Genomic DNA, 20,947 nt, shown 5'->3' on the forward strand with positions numbered 1-20,947 from the left:
GTGCGACGGCGCCTCCCGCCATCCTGTCAGGGCAATTCCGGCGGCTGCCACTCCTCCACTTCAATCAGTACCAGCAATGCGGCATCTCCGCCGTACTCTTTTGGCGCCTGATGAAAAGCCATGACGTGTGGATGCTGAGCCAGCCACAGCGGTGTCTGCTGCTTGAGAATATGTTTGCCGTGGCCGTGCATCACGCAGGCGCAAAAAACATGCTCGCGACGACATGCCGCGATCAGCGCCCCCAGCTCCTGTTTCGCCTGCATCTGGGTCAACCCATGCAGATCGAGGAACAGCTCCGGCGAATAATCTCCCCGGCGTAATTTTTTCAGTTCAAAATGGCTGACGTCTTCGCGCACGTATTTCACCGCACCCTGAGTATTAAGCAGCGGCTGAAACTCATCTGAAAAATAGTGGCTGTTATCGACCTGCTCCTGAAGCAACCGTTTGACCGGTACCTCGCTGACTTTTTTACGCTGCGGGCGATGGACAATGGTGTCGTGCGTGATTTGACGCGTCCCGGTCATCAGCTGACGGAAGAGAGCCTGATCCTCCTCGCTGAGCGATGTTTTCTTTTTCATTCGTCATTCTCATCTCGTATTTCCGATAGTGTACCCGACTAAACGCATTTTTTAACCTCAAGCGGTACGTGTCATTGCTGATTTATCGCCGTCTTCATGGCAAACTAGCCGCCGAAAATTATGCGAGCATGCCCTGGAGGAAAGAGTGGATAAAATTTTTGTCGATGAAGCAGTAAACGAGCTGCATACCATACAGGACATGTTGCGCTGGTCGGTTAGCCGCTTCAGCGCCGCCAATATCTGGTACGGTCACGGTACGGATAACCCGTGGGACGAAGCCGTTCAGCTGGTGCTGCCGTCTCTCTACCTGCCACTGGATATTCCGGAAGACATGCGCACCGCGCGCCTGACCTCCAGTGAAAAACACCGCATCGTTGAGCGCGTGATCCGTCGCGTGAACGAGCGTATTCCGGTAGCTTACCTGACCAACAAAGCCTGGTTCTGCGGCCACGAGTTCTATGTCGATGAACGCGTGCTGGTGCCGCGCTCGCCGATTGGTGAACTGATCAACAACCACTTTGAAGGCCTGATTAACCATCAGCCGCAGCACATTCTCGATATGTGCACCGGCAGCGGCTGCATCGCGATTGCCTGCGCGTACGCCTTCCCGGAAGCGGAAGTGGACGCCGTCGATATCTCCACCGACGCGCTGGCCGTCGCCGAACACAATATCGAAGAGCACGGGCTGATCCATCACGTCACGCCTATCCGCTCTGACCTGTTCCGCGACCTGCCGACGCTGCAATACGACCTGATCGTCACCAATCCGCCGTACGTGGATGCAGAAGACATGTCCGATCTGCCGAACGAGTACCGTCACGAGCCGGAGCTGGGCCTGGCGTCAGGTTCTGATGGCCTGAAGCTGACCCGTCGCATCCTGGCCTGCGCGCCGGATTATCTGACCGACGACGGCGTTCTGATTTGTGAAGTGGGCAACAGCATGGTACATCTGATAGAGCAGTACCCGGATGTGCCGTTCACCTGGCTTGAGTTCGACAACGGCGGTGACGGCGTCTTTATGCTGACTAAAGCGCAGCTGCTTGATGCACGCGAATACTTCAGCATTTACAAAGATTAATCCAGCGGGCTTCGGCCCGTTTCACAACGCTCAAACACAAACAACAACATCGGAGCCGTGATGGCAGGAAACAGTATTGGACAGGTATTCCGTGTGACCACCTTTGGCGAGTCGCACGGTCTGGCACTGGGTTGTATCGTTGATGGCGTCCCGCCAGGCATCGAACTGACCGAAGCCGATTTACAGCATGACCTCGATCGTCGTCGTCCCGGAACCTCTCGCTACACCACGCAGCGTCGCGAGCCGGACCAGGTCAAAATTCTCTCTGGCGTCTTTGAGGGCCGCACCACCGGCACCAGCATCGGTCTGCTGATTGAAAACACCGATCAGCGCTCTCAGGACTACGGTGCGATTAAAGACGTCTTCCGCCCGGGCCACGCCGATTACACCTACGAGCAAAAATATGGTTTTCGCGACTATCGCGGCGGCGGGCGCTCTTCCGCACGTGAAACCGCGATGCGCGTGGCGGCAGGGGCGATTGCCAAAAAATATCTCCAGCAGAAATGCGGCATCGTTATCCGCGGCTGTCTGACCCAGATGGGTGACATTCCACTGGCGATCAAAGACTGGGATCAGGTAGAACTTAACCCGTTCTTCTGCGCCGATGCGGATAAGCTGGACGCGCTGGACGAGCTGATGCGTGGCCTGAAAAAAGAGGGCGACTCCATTGGCGCGAAAGTCACCGTGGTAGCCGACGGCGTCCCGGCGGGCTGGGGCGAGCCGGTATTTGACCGCCTCGACGCCGATATCGCCCACGCGCTGATGAGCATCAATGCGGTGAAGGGCGTAGAGATTGGCGACGGCTTCGACGTGGTGGCGCTTCGCGGCAGCCAGAACCGCGACGAAATCACGAAGGCGGGTTTCCAGAGCAACCATGCGGGCGGTATTCTCGGCGGTATCAGCAGCGGACAGCAGATTATTGCCAATATTGCGCTGAAGCCAACCTCAAGCATTACCGTGCCGGGCCACACGATTAACCGCGCTGGCGAAGAAGTTGAGATGATCACCAAAGGGCGTCACGATCCGTGTGTGGGGATCCGCGCGGTGCCGATCGCCGAAGCGATGCTGGCGATCGTGCTGATGGATCACTTCCTGCGCCAGCGCGCGCAGAATGCGGATGTGACGACCACCCTTCCACGCTGGTAACTATGAAAAAAACCGCAATCGCGCTGCTGGCGCTGTTGGCCAGTGGAGCAAGCCAGGCCGCCACGCCGTGGCAGAAAATCACTCACCCGGTGGCGGGGAGCGCGCAGTCCATTGGCGCTTTCTCCAACGGGTGTATCGTCGGTGCGCAGGCGCTGCCGTTGCAGTCAGATAGGTATCAGGTGATGCGTACCGATCAGCGCCGTTATTTCGGTCATCCCGATCTGCTGCTGTTTATTCAGCGTCTTGGGAACCAGGTGCATAACCTGGGGCTGGGGACGATGCTGATTGGCGATATGGGGATGCCTGCCGGTGGTCGCTTCAACGGCGGTCACGCCAGCCACCAGACCGGACTGGATGTGGATATCTTCCTGCAATTGCCGAAAACGCGCTGGAGTTCGGCGCAGTTACTGAAACCGCAGGCGCTGGATCTGGTCTCGGCCGACGGTAAACGGGTCGTCGCCTCGCGATGGTCGCCGGAAATTTCCAGCATGATTAAGCTGGCGGCAGAGGATAACGACGTCACGCGGATCTTTGTTAACCCGGCTATCAAGCAGCAGCTTTGCCTCGATGCGGGAACGGATCGCGACTGGCTGCGTAAAGTGCGCCCGTGGTTCCAGCACCGGGCGCATATGCATGTTCGCCTGCGCTGCCCGGCGAACAGCCTGGAATGTGAAGATCAGCCGCTGCCACCGCCTGGCGATGGTTGCGGTTACGAACTGCAAAGCTGGTTTGAACCGGCTAAGCCTGGAACCTCTAAGCCTGAGAAGAAGACACCGCCTCCGTTGCCGCCTTCCTGCCAGGCGCTACTGGATGAGCATGTACTTTAATGGATAATTTCGTCGATCTGTTCATGGTGTCACCGCTGCTGCTGGCGGTGCTCTTTTTTGTTGCGATGTTAGCCGGATTTATCGATGCCCTGGCAGGCGGCGGCGGGTTGCTCACCGTGCCCGCGCTGCTGGCGGCAGGCATGAGTCCAGCCCAGGCGCTCGCCACCAACAAACTCCAGGCGTGTGGCGGCTCGCTCTCCTCCTCGCTCTATTTCATTCGGCGCAAAGTGGTGAATCTCGCCGATCAGAAGCTCAATATCCTGATGACGTTTATTGGCTCGACGGCGGGTGCGCTGCTGGTCCAGCACGTGCAGTCCGATATTTTGCGCCAGATCCTGCCGCTGCTGGTTATCTGTATCGGCCTCTATTTCTTACTGATGCCAAAGCTCGGGGAAGAAGATCGACAGCGTCGTCTTCACGGCCTGCCGTTTGCGCTGATTGCCGGTGGCTGCGTCGGTTTTTACGACGGATTCTTTGGCCCGGGGGCTGGCTCGTTTTATGCGCTGGCGTTCGTGACGCTGGCCGGGTTTAACCTCGCCAAATCCACCGCCCACGCTAAAGTTCTCAACGCGACCTCCAACGTTGGCGGTCTGCTGCTGTTTATCATTGGTGGCAAGGTTATCTGGGCGACCGGCTTTGTGATGATGGCAGGGCAGTTTTTGGGCGCGCGCGCAGGCTCGCGTCTGGTATTAAGCAAAGGGCAAAAGCTGATCCGTCCGATGATTGTTGTCGTCTCGGCGGTGATGAGCGCCAAACTTCTTTATGACAGCCATGGACAGGAGATCCTCACCTGGCTGGGGATGAACTAATGAACAGTACGCATAAATATGAACAGCTGATTGAGATTTTCGATAGCTGTTTTGCTGAAGATTTTAATACCCGTCTGATTAAAGGCGACGACGAACCGATCTATCTTCCTGCTGATGACGAGGTTCCGTATAACCGCATCATCTTTGCCCACGGCTTTTACGCCAGCGGTTTGCACGAAATTTCGCACTGGTGCATCGCGGGGAAAGCGCGTCGCGAGCTGGTGGACTTCGGTTACTGGTACTGCCCGGACGGTCGCGACGCCGCCACCCAGGGGCAGTTCGAAGATGTGGAGGTGAAACCCCAGGCGCTGGAATGGCTGTTCTGCGTGGCGGCGGGTTTCCCGTTCAATGTGAGTTGTGACAATCTCGAAGGCGACTTCGAGCCAGACCGTATCGTCTTCCAGCGCCGCGTTCATGCGCAGGTGATGGAATATCTTGAGAAAGGCATCCCGGAACGTCCGGCGCGCCTGATCGGGGCTTTACAGAATTATTACCACACGCCGGAGATCACGGCGGAATGCTTCCCTTGGCCGGAAGATCTTTAACAGAGGAAAGAAGATGATCGCAGAATTTGAATCACGCATTCTGGCGTTAATTGATGACATGGTGGAACACGCCAGTGACGATGAGCTGTTCGCCAGCGGTTATCTGCGTGGTCACCTGACGCTGGCGGTCGCCGCGCTGGAAGCCGGGGACGATCACTCTGCCGACGCCGTTCACGCGGAAGTCACTCGCAGCCTGGAAAACGCTATTCAGGCCGGGGAACTCTCTCCGCGCGACCAGTCTTTAGTGCTGGGCATGTGGGACAACTTGTTCCAGCAAGCCAAACGCTAAATCTTCCCTCTCCCCTTTGGGGAGAGGGTCAGGGTGAGGGGCACAAACCGCACCCTACTTAACCTTCTTCCCCTTCAGCAATTTACGTACCCACAGTCGGTTCGGATTCAGTCCTGCGAGCGTAACCCTGTCCAGTGGAATCGGCTCATCGCTCATTTGCGCGGCCAGCACTTCAGCCAGCAACGGCGCGGAACACAATCCCCGCGAGCCTAAGCCACCCAGCATAAACAGTTCTGGATAAACGGGCGCACTTACCGCCGTTTCTTTGTTGTCTGCAAGATCCTGATAGACTTCAAGCGTGGCGTCATAGTCCGGTACGTTTCCCGCCATCGGTAGATGATCGCGGGTCGCACAGCGCACGCCGCAGCGCGCCTGACCCTCGCTGACATCCACCTCTTTTGCCCACGCCGCATGCGGGAAACAATCAATCAGCCGCTGGCGGTTTTGCTGCTGATCCGCTTCGCTGTACTGCATATCTGTTTCACCGCGATGGTAGCTGGCACCGATGCAGTGATGGCCGTTGGACGGATTTTGCGGCGTCAGGTAGCCGTCGTAACACAGCACCTGGCGCAGCTTGCTCAGTTGGGGCGCGGCAGGGATATGGCTCACCTGGCCGCCGACTGGATAGACCGGCAATGTTTCGGTCTGCATAAACTGGCTGATGTTGTGCCCGTTTGCCAGCACAACGCTGGCATGCAGCGCCGCTTTGCCATCAGCAAAATGAAGCTCCCACCGCTCTGACCGGCTAAGTGATTCAACCTTGTGGCCATAGCGCACCGCCAGCCCGCGTGACTGGGCCAGGGCCATCACCGCAGCGGTCAGTTCAGCGGGGCACAGCCAGCCGCCGAGAGGATACTGAATGCCGCCACAGCCGGTGTCGACGCCAGTGGTCTCAGCAACCTGCTGCGCCGTCACGGCATGGGCGATGGCCTCCGGCAGACCCAGCGACAGCATTTGTGTGATCTTCTGCTGGCTCTTCTCATCCCAGCCGAGCTGCGTCACGCCGCACCAGTCGTGATCAAACTTAACCGGCAGGCTATCGTAAAGGCGACGAGCAAACGTAAACGCCGCCGGGAAGAACTGGAACAGGGCCGGATCGTGTGAACTTAATAAGGGATAAAGAGCGCCCTGGCGGTTGCCTGATGCACCCGTCGCTGGGGCCTCGTCAGCGCAGTAGAGCGTCACCTGCCAGCCACGGTGCAGCAGCGCCAGCGAGAGCAGGGCGCTGGCAATACCGCCGCCCACTATGGCGACCTCACGCGACGTGCTGGGGCGACGGGCAAACCAGGAGGCCTGCGCCGGGATCGCCAGATCCTGTTCCATCTCCCCGACCAGCATGTCGCGTTTGCGGCCAAAGCCTTTGGTTTTCCGCATGGTAAACCCCGCCTCCTGCAACCCACGGCGGACAAAGCCCGCGGAGGTGAAGGTGGCAAGCGTCGCGCCCGGGCGCGCCAGACGTGCCATGGCGCTGAACAGGTGTGGACTCCACATATCCGGGTTTTTGGCGGGCGCAAAACCGTCCAGGAACCAGGCGTCCACCTTCTGATTCATGGTGTCATCGAGCTTATCGGTCAGGTCGTTAATGTCGCCCAGCCACAGGTCGAGCGTGACGCGTCCGTCGTCCAGAACCAGACGATGACAGCCACCGATGTGAGACGGCCACTGGGCCTGAAGCTGTTCCGCCCAGTGGGCAAGCTCCGGCCAGCGCTGATGGGCACGCCGCAGATCGTGCGCGGTAAGCGGAAATTTTTCGAAACTGATGAAATGTAATCTTTGTAAGGTAGCCTCGGGGTGTGCAGCGCGAAACTGGTCGAACGCCTGCCAGAGTGTCAGAAAATTCAGTCCGGTGCCGAAACCGCTCTCCGCTACGACAAACAGGCTGCGCGGATGAACAGGGAAGCGGGTGCTGAGATGATTTCCTTCGAGGAAGACATAGCGCGTCTCTTCCAGTCCGTTATCATTAGAAAAGTAGACGTCATCAAAATCTCGGGAAACAGGTGTACCCTCAGCGTTGAATTCGAGGTTGGCAGGTTGTATGGCGTTTTGTTTCACGTAAGTTACTCGTCCGACAGGCAGTGGCACGATCTTAACGATGTGAGCCTGTCGGTGCAAATTTCCACAGAAAATGGCTGATCGGACTTGTTCGGCGTACAAGTGTACGCTATTGTGCGACTCGAAACTTTTTATAGTGCGACTTACAGAGGTATTGAATGAAACGTGCAGTGATTACTGGCCTGGGCATCGTTTCCAGCATCGGTAATAACCAGCAGGAAGTCCTGGCATCTCTGCGTGAAGGACGCTCCGGGATCACTTTCTCTGAAGAGTTTAAAGATTCTGGAATGCGTAGCCACGTATGGGGTAACGTTAAACTGGACACCACCGGTTTAATTGACCGTAAAGTGGTTCGTTTCATGAACGATGCCTCTATCTACGCCTATCTTTCCATGCAGGAAGCGATCAAGGATTCTGGTCTGAGCGAAGACGTTTACCAGAACAACCCACGCGTGGGCCTGATTGCAGGTTCCGGCGGTTCCTCTAAAGCGCAGGTGTTCGGTGCTGACGCTATGCGTAGCCCGCGCGGCCTGAAAGCGGTCGGTCCATACGTTGTGACCAAAGCGATGGGTTCTGCGGTATCTGCGTGCCTGGCAACGCCGTTCAAAATCCACGGCGTGAACTACTCCATCAGCTCCGCGTGTGCGACCTCCGCGCACTGTATCGGTAATGCGGTTGAGCAGATCCAGCTGGGCAAACAGGACATCGTCTTTGCTGGCGGCGGCGAAGAGCTGGGCTGGGAAATGGCCTGTGAGTTCGACGCAATGGGCGCACTGTCTACCAAATACAACGAAACGCCAGACAAAGCATCCCGTACCTATGACGCACACCGCGACGGTTTTGTTATCGCGGGCGGCGGCGGCATGGTCGTGGTTGAAGAGCTGGAACACGCGCTGGCGCGTGGCGCCCACATCTACGCTGAGATCGTGGGCTACGGCGCAACGTCTGACGGCGCTGACATGGTTGCTCCATCCGGCGAAGGCGCGGTGCGCTGCATGAAGATGGCGATGCACGGCGTTGATACCCCAATCGACTACCTGAACTCCCACGGTACCTCTACTCCGGTAGGCGACGTGAAAGAGCTGGGTGCGATCCGCGAAGTGTTCGGCGACAACAGCCCGGCTATCTCTGCCACCAAAGCCATGACCGGTCACTCTCTGGGTGCGGCGGGCGTGCAGGAAGCGATCTACTCTCTGCTGATGCTGGAAAACGGCTTTATCGCCCCGAGCATCAACATCGACGAGATGGACGAGCAGGCGGCTGGCCTGAACATCGTGACCGAAACCACCGAACGTGAGCTGACGACCGTTATGTCCAACAGCTTCGGCTTCGGCGGCACCAACGCCACGCTGGTGATGCGCAAGCTGAAAGCGTAAGCGTTTGAAGGTATAGTAGAAGGGAGCCGCGCGGCTCCCTTTTTTATGCCTGAACACGGAGTTATGCATGAAGGCTGCTACCCCTGAGAAGATCGCTCCTTCCGGGAACCTTTCCCTTTTCCGCATCGCCTTTGCGGTGTTTCTGACCTATATGACCGTTGGCCTGCCGCTGCCGGTGATCCCCTTGTTTGTTCACCAGGAGCTGGGCTATGGCAACACCATGGTCGGTATTGCGGTGGGCATTCAGTTTTTAGCGACGGTATTAACCCGGGGCTACGCCGGTCGCCTGGCGGATCAGCACGGTGCAAAACGCTCGGCGTTGCAGGGCATGTTTGCCTGCGGGCTGGCGGGGGGAGCCTGGCTGCTGGCGGCACTGTTACCGATTGAGGCAGCGTATAAATTCGCGCTGCTGGTGGCAGGGCGCCTGATCCTCGGCTTTGGCGAAAGCCAACTGCTGACCGGCACCCTGACCTGGGGAATGGGGCTGGTGGGGCCTGCACGTTCCGGTAAAGTGATGTCCTGGAACGGGATGGCGATATACGGCGCGCTGGCGGCAGGCGCACCACTGGGGCTGCTGATCCACAGCCAGTTTGGTTTTGCGGCGCTGGCAGGTACCACCATGGTATTGCCGCTGCTGGCGTGGGCATTTAACGGTTCGGTGCGTAAAGTGCCTGCCCATAAAGGCGAACGTCCTTCGCTGTGGAGCGTGGTGGGGCAAATCTGGCAGCCGGGGCTGGGGCTGGCGCTTCAGGGGGTGGGCTTCGCGGTTATTGGTACCTTCGTCTCCCTCTATTTCATGAGCCGCGGCTGGGCGATGGCGGGCTTTACGCTGACGGCCTTTGGCGGTGCGTTTGTGTTGATGCGCGCGCTGTTTGGCTGGATGCCGGATCGCTTTGGCGGCGTGAAGGTGGCCGTGGCGTCGCTGGTAATTGAAACCGTTGGACTGGTGCTGCTCTGGCAGGCGCCGTCCGCATCCGTTGCGCTGCTGGGCGCGGCGTTAACCGGCTGCGGCTGCTCGCTGATCTTCCCGGCGCTGGGCGTGGAGGTGGTAAAGCGCGTGGCTCCGCAGGTGCGTGGCACGGCGCTGGGCGGCTACGCGGCGTTTCAGGATATCTCCTACGGCGTCACCGGGCCGCTGGCCGGGCTGCTTGCAACGTCGTTTGGCTATCCTTCCGTATTCCTCGCCGGTGCAGTTTCTGCGGTGGTGGGGATTGTGGTGACGCTGGTGGCGTTTCGCAAGCGGTAGTATGTTGCCGGGTGGCGGCTACGCCTTACCCGGCCTACAACCGCGCGAACCGTAGGCCGGGTAAGGCGTAGCCGCCACCCGGCAGTTTTAAGCAACCAGCCAGAAAATCGCCAGCGCAATCACCAACGCGATAAACATCAATCCCGGACGGGCAGAAAGCGTTTTAAACGTGTCGACTACGGGGGCAAACAGCGGGTTGTAGATCGGCTGAATGTTTCGTACTTCCGGCACGCCGCCTTCCCGCTCGGCGCGGCGAACGAAGATCTGATTGAGCACATCCTGCACCTGCGCGGTGGTCAGCACCGTTTGCGGCGTAGCCTGCCAGTTCTGCTGAGCGTAATCCCGAATCATATCGAACTCGTGCGGTTCCAGCGGCTGTTTCAGCGCCGCCTGGACGCTGTGCAGGGTAGGGGCGCTCTGGGTGCTGAGCGTCTGACGCGCCTGGAGCCAGGTGACCAGATGGGTAAACTGTTTTGCCGGGATCATCTCGCCCGCTTTCACGCCGGAAAGTTCCAGCATGGATTGCCAGATGAGCTTTGTTGGTTCGCCGGTGGCGGCAGCCAGCTTAGTGACCATCTGCTTGAGCGTATTATGCTCCGCAGGCTGCAACGGACGCTCTGTCGACGGGCGCTGTTGCGGCTGTGGGATAGAAAGCTGATTGCTTTGCAGCAGGGTCAACACGGTTTTCAGCTGTTCCGGCGAAAGCTGGCTCAGGGCGGTATGACCGTACTGTTGACGGATAAAATCACTCACCGCCTGACGATTATTCCCCTGGCCCAACAGCTCGGTCAGCTGCGAGATAATCTGACGGGTAGTATGTTGCTGCTGTGCGCTGGCAAGACGCTGGTTCAGGTTTTGTTCAGCGGCAGGGAAATGGCGCGACTGTAGCGGCGCATCGTTTCTGACGCCCAAATCGTGCTTAACGCCCGCCCATACCTCTGCGTTTTGCTGTGAGGTCAACGCAATAAGGCGCGTGATCAGCCGCTCCAGTACGGTGCGTTGCTGCGTGGAGAGCGGTTGTTCGCCTGGGGTGTTGGGCGTTACGGGGCCTTCACCCGGAGGGCGCGGAGGCGTACCTGAAATGGGCTGCATCGTCAAAAATCCTTAAAGTCAAACTCTGCGTAACCGGGTGGAGATATATGCCCGGCGGCGAGATTATGGCACACTTGGCAGGTTTACTTCCTCTCAAACAGGTACTCAGACGTGAAAATCCTCGTTGATGAAAATATGCCTTACGCCCGTGAGCTGTTCAGCCGCCTGGGTGAGGTTAAGGCTGTCCCTGGTCGCCCGATCCCGGTCAGCGAACTGGACGATGCAGACGCCCTGATGGTGCGCTCGGTGACCAAAGTAAATGAGGCACTGCTCTCCGGCAAAGGGGTTAAATTTGTCGGGACGGCAACGGCCGGGACCGATCATGTGGATGACCAGTGGCTTAAGCAGGCAGGGATTGGTTTTTCCGCGGCGCCAGGCTGTAACGCCATTGCCGTCGTGGAATATGTCTTTTCCTCACTATTGATGCTGGCCGAGCGTGATGGATTTGCGCTGAAAGACCGCACCGTAGGAATTGTGGGGGTGGGCAACGTGGGTGGACGTCTGCAAAAGCGTCTTGAAGCCTGGGGTATTCGCACCCTGCTGTGCGATCCGCCGCGCAAGGATAACGGCGATGAAGGCGACTTCCGCGCGCTGGATGAGCTGGTCGACGAGTGCGATGTCATCACCTTCCACACGCCGCTCTTTAAAGAGGGACCGTACAAGACTCTGCACCTGGCCGATGAAAAACGGATCCGCCGTCTGAAGGCTGGCACTATTCTGATAAATGCCTGCCGGGGGCCGGTGGTGGACAACGCGGCGCTGCTGAAATGTCTCGACGCGGGACAAGATCTGAGCGTCGTGCTGGACGTCTGGGAGCCAGAGCCGGATCTTAACGTCGCGTTGCTGAATAAGGTGGACGTGGGTACCGCGCATATCGCGGGGTATACTCTCGAAGGCAAAGCGCGCGGCACAACCCAGGTGTTTGAGGCTTACAGCGCCTTTATCGGCCATCCGCAGCAGGTGGCGCTGGATACGCTGCTACCCGCGCCTGAATTTGGCCGCATCACCCTGCATGGCCCGCTCGATCAGGCAACGCTGAAAAGGCTGGTACATTTGGTGTATGATGTGCGCCGCGACGATGCGCTGCTGCGTAAAGTGGCGGGGATCCCGGGTGAGTTTGACAAGCTGCGCAAGCATTACGTTGAGCGCCGCGAGTGGTCTTCCCTGTATGTGATGTGCGATGACGCAGCGGCTGCGACGCTGCTGAAAGCGCTGGGTTTTAACGCCGTCCATCACCCGGCGCATTAATGTCTTCTTAATGCTCCCTGTCGGATACTCTGACAGGGACGCTTTTTTATTTCTGGAGTAAACCACCATGTCTGAAGGCTGGAACATTGCCATTTTGGGTGCCACTGGCGCCGTGGGCGAAGCCCTGCTTGAAACCCTTGCTGAGCGTCAGTTCCCGGTGGGTGAGATTTACGCGCTGGCGCGTACCGACAGCGCAGGAGAACATCTGCGTTTCGGCGGGAAATCCGTGATGGTGCAGGATGCCGCCGCGTTTGACTGGACGCAGGCTCAGCTGGCGTTTTTTGCCGCAGGAGCGGAAGCCACGGCGTCTTATATTGAAGAAGCGACCAATTCAGGCTGTCTGGTTATCGACCTGAGCGGCCTGTTCTCCCTGGAGCCGGATGTGCCGCTGGTGGTGCCGGACGTCAACCCATTTGTGCTGGCTGACTACCGCAATCGCAACGTCATTGCAGTACCGAACAGCCTCACCAGCCAGCTGCTGACCGCGCTGAAGCCGCTGATCGACGACGGTGGTCTGTCGCGTATTTCCGTGACCAGCCTGCTGTCTGCCTCCGCTAACGGCAAAAAGGCTGTTGATGCGCTGGCAGGGCAGAGTGCTAAGCTGCTGAACGGCGTCCCGATCGACGAAGATGATTTCTTTGGCCGCCAGCTGGCGTTTAACATGCTGCCGCTGCTGCCCGATCGTGAAGGTTCGGTGCGGGAAGAGCGTCGTATCGTCGATGAAGCGCGCAAAATTTTGCAGGATGACGGGCTGATGATCTCCGCGAGTGTCGTGCAGTCTCCGGTCTTTTACGGCCACGCGCAGATGGTCGGCTTTGAAGCCCTGCGTCCGCTGGCGGCTGAAGAAGCCCGCGACGCGTTTGGCCGCGGTGAGGACATTGTCCTTTCCGAAGAGAGCGAATTCCCGACCCAGGTGGGCGACGCCACCGGCAGCGCGCATCTCTCCGTGGGCTGTGTGCGTAACGATTACGGAATGCCGGAGCAGGTGCAGTTCTGGTCCGTTGCCGACAACGTGCGTTTTGGCGGCGCGCTGATGGCGGTCAAAATCGCGGAAAAACTGGTGCAGGAGTATCTGTACTGATGTCTGATGTGGAACAAAAGCCGGTCCACAGAATTGCCCTCGGCATTGAGTACGATGGCAGTAAATACTATGGCTGGCAGCGTCAGAATGAGGTGCGTAGCGTCCAGGAGAAGCTGGAGAAAGCGCTCTCTCAGGTGGCGAATGAACCGATAAGCGTCTTCTGCGCGGGCCGCACCGATGCCGGCGTTCACGGCACGGGGCAGGTGGTGCATTTTGACACCACCGCCGTGCGCAAAGACGCGGCCTGGACGCTGGGTGTAAATGCGAATTTGCCTGGTGACATTGCCGTGCGTTGGGTGAAAGCTGTGCCGGATGATTTTCACGCGCGATTCAGCGCGACGGCGCGGCGCTACCGTTATGTCATCTACAACCAGCGCCTGCGTCCGGCGGTGTTAAGCCAGGGCGTGACGCATTTTTATGAACCGCTCGATGCAGAACGTATGCAGCGTGCGGCGCAGTGCCTGATTGGAGAGAATGATTTTACGTCGTTTCGTGCGGTGCAGTGTCAGTCCCGTACGCCGTGGCGTAACGTCATGCACATTAACGTCAGTCGTTATGGCGCGTATGTGGTGGTGGATATCAAAGCCAATGCCTTTGTACATCATATGGTGCGGAATATTGTGGGCAGCCTGATGGAAGTGGGCGCCGGACACCAGCCGGAGAGCTGGATTGCAGAACTGCTGGCAGCGAAGGACAGAACGCTTGCGGCAGCAACGGCGAAAGCGGAAGGGCTGTATCTGGTTTCGGTGGATTATCCGGATCGGTTCGACCTGCCAAAACCGCCAATGGGCCCGCTGTTTTTAGCGGACTAAACAAAGGTGCAATTAGGGCTTAGACAATATGGACGTAATACGTTTTCTGATTGATTTCATCCTGCATATTGATGTTCACCTGGCGGAGCTGGTCGCGCAGTACGGCGTCTGGGTGTATGCCATTCTGTTCCTGATCCTGTTCTGTGAAACCGGTCTGGTGGTGACTCCGTTCCTGCCGGGCGATTCGCTGCTGTTTGTGGCGGGTGCGTTATCCGCGCTGCCAACGAATGATCTGAATGTCCACCTGATGGTCGTCCTGATGATCATCGCCGCTATTATCGGTGATGCGGTCAACTACACCATCGGGCGGGTATTTGGCGAGCGGTTGTTCAGTAATCCGGACTCGAAGATTTTCCGTCGCAGTTATTTAGATAAAACCCATGCGTTCTATGAGCGCCATGGCGGTAAGACCATTATCCTTGCCCGTTTTGTGCCTATTGTGCGTACATTTGCACCGTTTGTGGCGGGAATGGGCCACATGTCCTATCGTCATTTTGCAATGTATAACGTGGTGGGCGCACTGCTGTGGGTGCTGCTCTTTACCTATGCGGGCTACCTGTTTGGCGATCTGCCTGTGGTTCAGGAAAATCTTAAATTATTGATTGTAGCGATTATTGTGCTGTCCGTTCTGCCGGGGGTGATCGAAATCATTCGTCACAAACGCGCGGCGGCAAAACAAGCGAAGTAAATGCACGCTGGCGGTTCGACCACTTTTTTATCCAAAGTTTCGGGCTGTTATGTTTTAATGTGCAACATTCATGGTCTGTTGGAGGCAAAAATGGCATTATTCGCCTCTTACAGCAAAACTGGCATACGACCAGGTTCAGGCAGAAAGGTTATCAATGAGCTGGATTGAACGAATTAAAAGCAACATTACCCCGACGCGTAAAGCGAGCATTCCTGAAGGGGTATGGACGAAGTGTGATAGCTGCGGCCAGGTTCTGTATCGCGCAGAGCTGGAACGCAATCTTGAGGTGTGTCCGAAGTGTGACCACCACATGCGTATGTCGGCGCGCAACCGCCTGCATAGCCTGCTGGACGAAGGTTCTCTGGTAGAACTGGGTAGCGAACTGGAGCCAAAAGATGTGCTCAAGTTCCGCGACTCCAAAAAATACAAAGATCGTCTGGCCTCTGCACAGAAAGAGACCGGCGAGAAAGACGCGCTGATCGTCATGAAAGGCACCCTGCATGAGATGCCAGTGGTTGCCGCCGCGTTTGAGTTCTCCTTCATGGGCGGCTCAATGGGCTCTGTGGTGGGTGCGCGTTTCGTGCGTGCCGTTGAGCAGGCGCTGGAAGACAACTGCCCGCTGATCTGCTTCTCCGCCTCCGGTGGGGCACGTATGCAGGAAGCACTGATGTCCCTGATGCAGATGGCGAAAACCTCTGCGGCGCTGGCGAAAATGCAGGAGCGCGGTCTGCCGTACATTTCGGTACTGACCGACCCAACCATGGGTGGCGTCTCCGCAAGCTTCGCGATGCTGGGCGACCTGAACATCGCCGAGCCAAAAGCGCTGATCGGCTTTGCCGGTCCTCGCGTTATCGAGCAGACCGTGCGTGAAAAACTGCCGCCGGGCTTCCAGCGCAGTGAGTTCCTCATCGAGAAAGGCGCCATCGATATGATCGTCCGCCGTCCGGAAATGCGCCTCAAACTGGCCAGCATTCTGGCGAAGCTGATGAATCTGCCAGCGCCGAACCCGGACGAGCCGCGCGAAGGCGTGGTGGTACCGGATCAGGAACCCGAGGCCTGATAACTGAAAAGGGCAGGGCCGAATGGCGCTGCCCTTTTGCTTTCTAAACCGTTAATGACAACCGGGCATCATGGAAAATAAAAGCATTCCTCAAGCCACGTCGCCCCTGGCCGCGTGGCTTTCTTATCTGGAAAATCTGCACAGTAAAACTATCGACATGGGCCTTGAGCGCGTAAGCCAGGTTGCCGCGCGTCTTGACGTGCTGAAACCCGCGCCTTTCGTGTTTACCGTCGCCGGCACTAACGGTAAAGGCACCACCTGTCGCACCCTGGAATCTGTCCTGATGGCGGCGGGGTACAAGGTTGGCGTATACAGCTCGCCGCATCTGGTGCGCTATACCGAGCGCGTGAGGGTGCAGAACACCGAGCTGGCGGAATCGGCCCATACGGCGTCGTTTGCGGCTATTGAAGCTGCGCGCGGGGAAACCTCATTAACCTATTTTGAATACGGCACCCTGTCGGCGCTGTGGCTGTTTAAACAGGCGCAGCTGGACGTGGTGATCCTGGAAGTGGGGCTGGGCGGGCGTCTGGATGCCACCAATATGGTGGATGCGGATGTCGCCGTCGTCACCAGCATCGCGCTGGATCACACCGACTGGCTGGGTCCGGACCGCGAAAGCATTGGTCGCGAGAAGGCCGGTATTTTCCGCGCCAACAAGCCCGCCGTGGTCGGTGAGCCGGACATGCCGCACACCATTGCTGATGTCGCAAACGAGAAGGGCGCACATCTGCTGCGTCGCGGCGAAGACTGGCAATATGAGGTGCAGGACAACGGCTGGCGCTTTAGCGACGCCCACGGGGTGCTGGACAACCTGCCGCTGCCGCAGGTGCCACAGCCTAACGCGGCGACCGCGCTGGCGGCACTGCGCACCAGCGGATTAGCGGTAAGCGAGCAGGCGATCCGCGATGGCATTCAGAACGCACTGCTGCCGGGGCGTTTTCAGATTGTGAGCGAGTCGCCGCGTCTGATTCTGGACGTGGCGCATAACCCGCACGCGGCGGCGTACCTCGCAGGACGTCTCAAATCGTTACCAAAAACCGGGCGCGTGCTGGCGGTTATCGGTATGCTTCATGATAAAGATATTGGCGGTACGCTGGCCTGCATGGAGAGTGTGGTCGATAGCTGGTATTGTGCTCCTCTGGAAGGGCCGCGCGGCGCGACTGCTGAGCAGTTGATGGAACATCTCGGCAAAGGCGAAATCTACAGCAGTGTGGTTTCGGCCTGGCGTGCTGCGATGGCGGAGGCTAAACCAGAAGATACCGTGCTGGTGTGTGGATCATTCCACACGGTGGCACATGTCATGGAAGTGATGGACGCGGGGAGAACCGGTGGCGAGTAAGTTTCAGAACCGTTTAACAGGAACCATTGTGCTGGTCGCGCTCGGGGTGATTATTCTCCCGGGTCTGCTCGACGGGCAGAAAAAGCATTACCAGGATGAATTTGCGGCCATACCGCTGGTACCCAAGCCGGGCGATCGCGAGGAGCCCGACATGCTGCCAGCGGCAACGCAGGCGCTGCCTGCCCAGCCGCCGGAAGGCGCAGCGGAAGAGGTGCGCGCAGGTGATGCAGCCGCGCCGTCGCTCGATCCTTCGCGTCTGGCGACGAACAATAACATCGAGATTGATCCGGTGCCGGTAGAACAGCCTAAGCCTGTTGAGAAGCCGAAACCGGTGGAGAAGCCGCAGCCGAAACCGCAGCGGGATAAAGCGGCCGAGCAACTGGCAGCCGCCTCAGAAACGCCACCGCCAGCAAAACAAGACGCGGCACCGACCGGTAAAGCCTACGTTGTTCAGCTCGGTGCGTTGAAAAACGCTGATAAGGTCAATGAGATCGTGAGTAAACTGCGCGGCGCGGGATACCGTGTTTACACTTCACCCACCACACCGGTGCAGGGTAAAATCACCCGTATCCTTGTGGGGCCGGATGCGTCGAAGGATAAGCTCAAAGGTTCGCTGGGCGAGCTTAAGCAGATCTCCGGGTTGAGCGGTGTGGTGATGAACTACAGCGCGAACTGATAAGATCTACCCTCCTCACCCTAACCCTCTCCCCAGAGGGGCGAGGGAATGGTTTGCTCCCTCTCCCTTGAGGGAGAGGGCTGGGGTGAGGGGGAATGGCAGGCGTCCAAAGAGACGTAATAAGCCAACGGCGTTGAGCATTTTTTCAGCGCCTTTTTTATTTACGCGTGGGAAGGAAATCCCTACGCAAACGTTTTCTTTTTCTGTTAGAATTCGCCCCGAACTGGATGACAGGGCGTTAAATCGTGGGACACATATGGTCTGGATTGATTACGCCATCATTGCGGTGATTGGTTTTTCCTGTCTGGTTAGCCTGATCCGTGGCTTTGTTCGTGAAGCGTTATCGCTGGTAACCTGGGGTTGTGCTTTCTTTGTTGCCAGTCATTACTACACTTACCTGTCTGTCTGGTTCACGGGCTTTGAAGATGAACTGGTCCGAAACGGAATCGCCATCGCGGTGCTGTTTATCGCGACGCTGATTGTCGGCGCTATCGTCAATTACGTGATAGGTCAACTGGTCGAGAAAACCGGTCTGTCAGGAACGGACAGGGTGCTCGGCATCTGTTTCGGGGCGTTGCGAGGCGTGCTGATTGTGGCCGCGATCCTGTTCTTCCTGGATACCTTTACCGGGTTTTCCAAAAGTGAAGACTGGCAAAAATCGCAGCTCATTCCGGAGTTCAGCTTCATCATCAGATGGTTCTTTGACTATCTGCAAAGCTCGTCGAGTTTCTTGCCCAGGGCATAAACCCTGAGATGTGGCTTAACGAGGAAAAGACGAATGTGCGGTATTGTCGGTATCGCCGGTTTCATGCCGGTAAACCAGTCGATTTATGACGCGTTAACGGTGCTTCAGCACCGTGGGCAGGATGCTGCGGGTATCATCACCATTGATGCAAACAACTGCTTCCGTTTACGTAAGGCGAATGGCCTGGTAAACGATGTGTTTGAAGCCCGCCATATGCAGCGTCTGCAAGGTAATATGGGGATCGGTCACGTTCGTTATCCTACTGCTGGCAGTTCCAGCGCCTCTGAGGCTCAGCCTTTTTACGTTAACTCCCCGTATGGCATCACGCTTGCCCACAACGGCAACCTGACCAACGCCCACGAGCTGCGTAAAAAGCTGTTTGAAGAGAAACGTCGCCACATTAACACCACTTCTGATTCTGAAATCCTGCTCAATATCTTTGCCAGCGAGCTGGATAACTTCCGCCACTACCCGCTGGAAGCAGACAACATTTTTGCCGCCGTTGCCGCGACTAACCGCCTGATCCGTGGCGCGTACGCTTGCGTAGCGATGATCATCGGTCACGGTATGGTAGCCTTCCGCGATCCAAACGGCATCCGCCCGCTGGTGCTCGGCAAACGTGACCTCGGCGATGGACGTTCCGAGTATATGGTTGCCTCCGAAAGCGTGGCGCTGGATACCCTGGGCTTCGAATTCCTGCGTGATGTCGCACCAGGCGAAGCGGTCTACATCACTGAGAAGGGCCAGCTGTTTACCCGCCAGTGCGCCGACAACCCGGTGAGCAACCCGTGCCTGTTCGAATACGTTTACTTCGCGCGTCCGGACTCGTTCATCGACAAGATTTCCGTTTACAGCGCGCGCGTCAACATGGGCACGAAGCTGGGCGAGAAGATTGCCCGCGAGTGGGACGATCTCGACATCGACGTGGTGATCCCAATCCCTGAAACCTCCTGTGATATCGCGCTGGAGATTGCCCGCATTCTGGACAAGCCGTACCGTCAGGGCTTCGTAAAAAACCGCTACGTGGGCCGCACCTTTATCATGCCTGGCCAGCAGCTTCGTCGTAAATCCGTACGTCGTAAGCTGAACGCTAACCGCGCCGAGTTCCGCGACAAGAACGTGCTGCTGGTGGATGACTCCATCGTGCGCGGCACGACGTCTGAGCAGATCATCGAAATGGCGCGCGAGGCCGGGGCGAAGAAAGTGTATCTTGCCTCCGCAGCCCCAGAAATTCGCTTCCCGAACGTGTACGGCATTGATATGCCAACCGCTAACGAGCTGATTGCGCATGGTCGTGAAGTGGATGAGATTCGCCAGATCATCGGGGCCGACGGCCTGATTTTCCAGGATCTGAACGATCTGATCGACGCGGTGCGCGCCGAGAACCCGGATATTCAGCAGTTCGAATGCTCGGTGTTCAATGGGATCTACGTGACGAAAGACGTTGACCAGCAGTATCTCGACTACCTTGATTCGCTGCGTAACGACGATGCGAAAGCCGTCCAGCTGCAAAACGATCTCGAAAGTTTAGAGATGCACAACGAAGGTTGATGCGCATGCAGGTGAGGGCGCTCGCCCTCACTTGCAACTCCCCGTAAAATCCTGCACAGTCTGCCCTGAAATCAGCAAGGGCAAAAATCATGAAACGACTCATTGTAGGGATCAGCGGTGCCAGCGGCGCGATTTATGGCGTCCGGCTGTTACAGGTGCTGCGTAACGTTCCAGGCGTAGAAACCCATCTGGTGATGAGCCAGGCGGCGCGTCAGACCCTCTCTCTTGAAACCGATCTCTCGCTGCGCGACGTGCAGGCCCTGGCTGACGTTGTCCACGATGCCCGCGATATCGCCGCCAGCATCTCCTCAGGCTCGTTCAAAACGGCCGGTATGGTGATCCTGCCCTGTTCCATTAAAACCCTCTCCGGCATTGTGAACAGCTATACCGACACGCTGGTGACGCGCGCGGCGGATGTGGTGCTGAAAGAGCGTCGGCCGCTGGTGCTCTGCGTGCGGGAAACGCCGCTGCATCTTGGGCATCTGCGCCTGATGACCCAGGCCGCCGAACTGGGAGCCGTGATTATGCCGCCGGTCCCCGCGTTCTATCATCGCCCGCAGTCGCTGGATGATGTTCTTAACCAGACCGTTAACCGCGTGCTGGATCAGTTCGATATCGACCTGCCGGAAGATCTCTTTACCCGCTGGCAGGGGGCGTGAAACTGTGCACACACAAGGTGCATGAAAAGACAATTTGCCCTGTTTCAGGG

At 57.8% G+C, this 20,947-nt stretch carries 21 protein-coding genes; 18 read left to right on the plus strand and 3 right to left on the minus strand.

Annotation, left to right across the window (positions count from 1 at the left end; genetic code table 11):
- Positions 1–26 precede the first annotated feature (26 nt).
- Positions 27–578 carry an endonuclease SmrB gene (gene smrB / locus BH712_RS16960; protein WP_006811422.1) on the minus strand — a complete coding sequence of 184 codons (552 nt, stop codon included), beginning with the start codon at positions 576–578 and terminating at the stop codon, positions 27–29.
- A 145-nt stretch (positions 579–723) separates the two neighbouring features.
- Between smrB and prmB the strand changes: the two genes are divergently transcribed.
- Genes prmB through BH712_RS16990 form a run of 6 tightly spaced genes read left to right on the plus strand, consistent with a single transcriptional unit; the run spans position 724 to position 5,272 of the window.
- A complete protein-coding gene (gene prmB, locus BH712_RS16965; RefSeq protein ID WP_006811421.1) occupies positions 724–1,656 on the plus strand; it encodes a 50S ribosomal protein L3 N(5)-glutamine methyltransferase in 933 nt (310 codons plus the stop codon).
- Positions 1,657–1,716: 60 nt separating this feature from the next.
- Positions 1,717–2,802 (plus strand): chorismate synthase, encoded by a 1,086-nt coding sequence (gene aroC, locus BH712_RS16970; RefSeq protein ID WP_006811420.1) that lies wholly within the window; start codon positions 1,717–1,719, stop codon positions 2,800–2,802.
- A 2-nt stretch (positions 2,803–2,804) separates the two neighbouring features.
- Positions 2,805–3,629, plus strand: coding sequence for a penicillin-insensitive murein endopeptidase (gene mepA, locus BH712_RS16975; protein WP_006811419.1), 825 nt, complete (start codon positions 2,805–2,807; stop codon positions 3,627–3,629).
- Positions 3,629–4,438, plus strand: coding sequence for a sulfite exporter TauE/SafE family protein (locus BH712_RS16980; RefSeq protein WP_003861386.1), 810 nt, complete (start codon positions 3,629–3,631; stop codon positions 4,436–4,438). Before mepA ends, BH712_RS16980 begins: the two co-directional genes overlap by 1 nt.
- Positions 4,438–4,983: an elongation factor P hydroxylase gene (locus BH712_RS16985; protein ID WP_006811418.1), complete on the plus strand. Its 546-nt coding sequence runs from the start codon at positions 4,438–4,440 to the stop codon at positions 4,981–4,983. The genes BH712_RS16980 and BH712_RS16985 overlap by 1 nt, the downstream gene beginning before the upstream one ends.
- A 13-nt stretch (positions 4,984–4,996) precedes the next feature.
- Positions 4,997–5,272: a YfcL family protein gene (locus BH712_RS16990; protein WP_006811417.1), complete on the plus strand. Its 276-nt coding sequence runs from the start codon at positions 4,997–4,999 to the stop codon at positions 5,270–5,272.
- 54 nt (positions 5,273–5,326) lie between these two features.
- Here BH712_RS16990 and mnmC read toward each other — a convergent pair whose 3' ends face one another.
- A complete protein-coding gene (gene mnmC, locus BH712_RS16995; RefSeq protein ID WP_032673979.1) occupies positions 5,327–7,324 on the minus strand; it encodes a bifunctional tRNA (5-methylaminomethyl-2-thiouridine)(34)-methyltransferase MnmC2/FAD-dependent 5-carboxymethylaminomethyl-2-thiouridine(34) oxidoreductase MnmC1 in 1,998 nt (665 codons plus the stop codon).
- Between the two features lie 158 nt (positions 7,325–7,482).
- On the opposite strand from mnmC, the gene fabB reads away from it, so the two are divergent.
- Positions 7,483–8,700, plus strand: coding sequence for a beta-ketoacyl-ACP synthase I (gene fabB / locus BH712_RS17000; RefSeq protein WP_006811415.1), 1,218 nt, complete (start codon positions 7,483–7,485; stop codon positions 8,698–8,700).
- A gap of 67 nt (positions 8,701–8,767) precedes the next feature.
- Positions 8,768–9,946: an MFS transporter gene (locus BH712_RS17005; RefSeq protein WP_006811414.1), complete on the plus strand. Its 1,179-nt coding sequence runs from the start codon at positions 8,768–8,770 to the stop codon at positions 9,944–9,946.
- Positions 9,947–10,033: 87 nt separating this feature from the next.
- Here the strand turns inward: BH712_RS17005 and flk are convergent, their stop codons facing one another.
- Entirely contained in the window at positions 10,034–11,038 is a 1,005-nt protein-coding gene (gene flk, locus BH712_RS17010; protein ID WP_006811413.1) for a flagella biosynthesis regulator Flk, read from the minus strand.
- Between the two features lie 111 nt (positions 11,039–11,149).
- On the opposite strand from flk, the gene pdxB reads away from it, so the two are divergent.
- The 10 genes from pdxB (at position 11,150) to BH712_RS17060 (ending at position 20,897) form a co-directional block, all read left to right on the plus strand.
- Entirely contained in the window at positions 11,150–12,286 is a 1,137-nt protein-coding gene (gene pdxB / locus BH712_RS17015) for a 4-phosphoerythronate dehydrogenase PdxB (RefSeq protein ID WP_006811412.1), read from the plus strand.
- A 67-nt stretch (positions 12,287–12,353) separates the two neighbouring features.
- The gene (locus BH712_RS17020; protein WP_006811411.1) at positions 12,354–13,367 is read left to right on the plus strand and encodes an aspartate-semialdehyde dehydrogenase; all 1,014 of its coding nucleotides are present in this window, start codon (positions 12,354–12,356) and stop codon (positions 13,365–13,367) included.
- Positions 13,367–14,179, plus strand: a complete 813-nt coding sequence (gene truA / locus BH712_RS17025; protein ID WP_001286071.1) for a tRNA pseudouridine(38-40) synthase TruA — start codon at positions 13,367–13,369, stop codon at positions 14,177–14,179. The genes BH712_RS17020 and truA overlap by 1 nt, the downstream gene beginning before the upstream one ends.
- A 28-nt stretch (positions 14,180–14,207) precedes the next feature.
- Positions 14,208–14,867, plus strand: a complete 660-nt coding sequence (locus tag BH712_RS17030) for a DedA family protein (protein ID WP_006811410.1) — start codon at positions 14,208–14,210, stop codon at positions 14,865–14,867.
- A gap of 154 nt (positions 14,868–15,021) precedes the next feature.
- Entirely contained in the window at positions 15,022–15,927 is a 906-nt protein-coding gene (gene accD / locus BH712_RS17035; protein ID WP_003861408.1) for an acetyl-CoA carboxylase, carboxyltransferase subunit beta, read from the plus strand.
- A 70-nt stretch (positions 15,928–15,997) separates the two neighbouring features.
- Positions 15,998–17,266, plus strand: coding sequence for a bifunctional tetrahydrofolate synthase/dihydrofolate synthase (gene folC, locus BH712_RS17040; RefSeq protein WP_006811409.1), 1,269 nt, complete (start codon positions 15,998–16,000; stop codon positions 17,264–17,266).
- Positions 17,256–17,942: a cell division protein DedD gene (gene dedD / locus BH712_RS17045; protein ID WP_006811408.1), complete on the plus strand. Its 687-nt coding sequence runs from the start codon at positions 17,256–17,258 to the stop codon at positions 17,940–17,942. The genes folC and dedD overlap by 11 nt, the downstream gene beginning before the upstream one ends.
- 256 nt (positions 17,943–18,198) lie before the next feature.
- Positions 18,199–18,687 carry a colicin V production protein gene (gene cvpA, locus BH712_RS17050; protein ID WP_000262116.1) on the plus strand — a complete coding sequence of 163 codons (489 nt, stop codon included), beginning with the start codon at positions 18,199–18,201 and terminating at the stop codon, positions 18,685–18,687.
- A gap of 33 nt (positions 18,688–18,720) precedes the next feature.
- Entirely contained in the window at positions 18,721–20,238 is a 1,518-nt protein-coding gene (gene purF, locus BH712_RS17055) for an amidophosphoribosyltransferase (protein WP_006811407.1), read from the plus strand.
- 89 nt (positions 20,239–20,327) lie between these two features.
- Positions 20,328–20,897 carry a UbiX family flavin prenyltransferase gene (locus BH712_RS17060; protein ID WP_006811406.1) on the plus strand — a complete coding sequence of 190 codons (570 nt, stop codon included), beginning with the start codon at positions 20,328–20,330 and terminating at the stop codon, positions 20,895–20,897.
- Positions 20,898–20,947: the final 50 nt, after the last annotated feature.

The sequence above is a fragment of the Enterobacter hormaechei ATCC 49162 genome, assembly GCF_001875655.1.
Classification (GTDB): domain Bacteria; phylum Pseudomonadota; class Gammaproteobacteria; order Enterobacterales; family Enterobacteriaceae; genus Enterobacter; species Enterobacter hormaechei.

Bases quoted from the DNA above. Each gene is read 5' to 3' on its own strand.
- BH712_RS16980 (WP_003861386.1), top strand. From the start codon at position 3,629: ATGGATAATTTCGTCGATCTGTTCATGGTGTCACCGCTGCTGCTGGCG.
- BH712_RS16985 (WP_006811418.1), top strand. From the start codon at position 4,438: ATGAACAGTACGCATAAATATGAACAGCTGATTGAGATTTTCGATAGC.
- accD (WP_003861408.1), top strand. From the start codon at position 15,022: ATGAGCTGGATTGAACGAATTAAAAGCAACATTACCCCGACGCGTAAA.
- purF (WP_006811407.1), top strand. From the start codon at position 18,721: ATGTGCGGTATTGTCGGTATCGCCGGTTTCATGCCGGTAAACCAGTCG.
- BH712_RS16990 (WP_006811417.1), top strand. From the start codon at position 4,997: ATGATCGCAGAATTTGAATCACGCATTCTGGCGTTAATTGATGACATG.
- BH712_RS17060 (WP_006811406.1), top strand. From the start codon at position 20,328: ATGAAACGACTCATTGTAGGGATCAGCGGTGCCAGCGGCGCGATTTAT.
- fabB (WP_006811415.1), top strand. From the start codon at position 7,483: ATGAAACGTGCAGTGATTACTGGCCTGGGCATCGTTTCCAGCATCGGT.
- truA (WP_001286071.1), top strand. From the start codon at position 13,367: ATGTCTGATGTGGAACAAAAGCCGGTCCACAGAATTGCCCTCGGCATT.
- BH712_RS17005 (WP_006811414.1), top strand. From the start codon at position 8,768: ATGAAGGCTGCTACCCCTGAGAAGATCGCTCCTTCCGGGAACCTTTCC.
- BH712_RS17030 (WP_006811410.1), top strand. From the start codon at position 14,208: ATGGACGTAATACGTTTTCTGATTGATTTCATCCTGCATATTGATGTT.
- cvpA (WP_000262116.1), top strand. From the start codon at position 18,199: ATGGTCTGGATTGATTACGCCATCATTGCGGTGATTGGTTTTTCCTGT.
- smrB (WP_006811422.1), bottom strand. From the start codon at position 578: ATGAAAAAGAAAACATCGCTCAGCGAGGAGGATCAGGCTCTCTTCCGT.
- BH712_RS17020 (WP_006811411.1), top strand. From the start codon at position 12,354: ATGTCTGAAGGCTGGAACATTGCCATTTTGGGTGCCACTGGCGCCGTG.
- folC (WP_006811409.1), top strand. From the start codon at position 15,998: ATGGAAAATAAAAGCATTCCTCAAGCCACGTCGCCCCTGGCCGCGTGG.
- mepA (WP_006811419.1), top strand. From the start codon at position 2,805: ATGAAAAAAACCGCAATCGCGCTGCTGGCGCTGTTGGCCAGTGGAGCA.
- aroC (WP_006811420.1), top strand. From the start codon at position 1,717: ATGGCAGGAAACAGTATTGGACAGGTATTCCGTGTGACCACCTTTGGC.
- flk (WP_006811413.1), bottom strand. From the start codon at position 11,038: ATGCAGCCCATTTCAGGTACGCCTCCGCGCCCTCCGGGTGAAGGCCCC.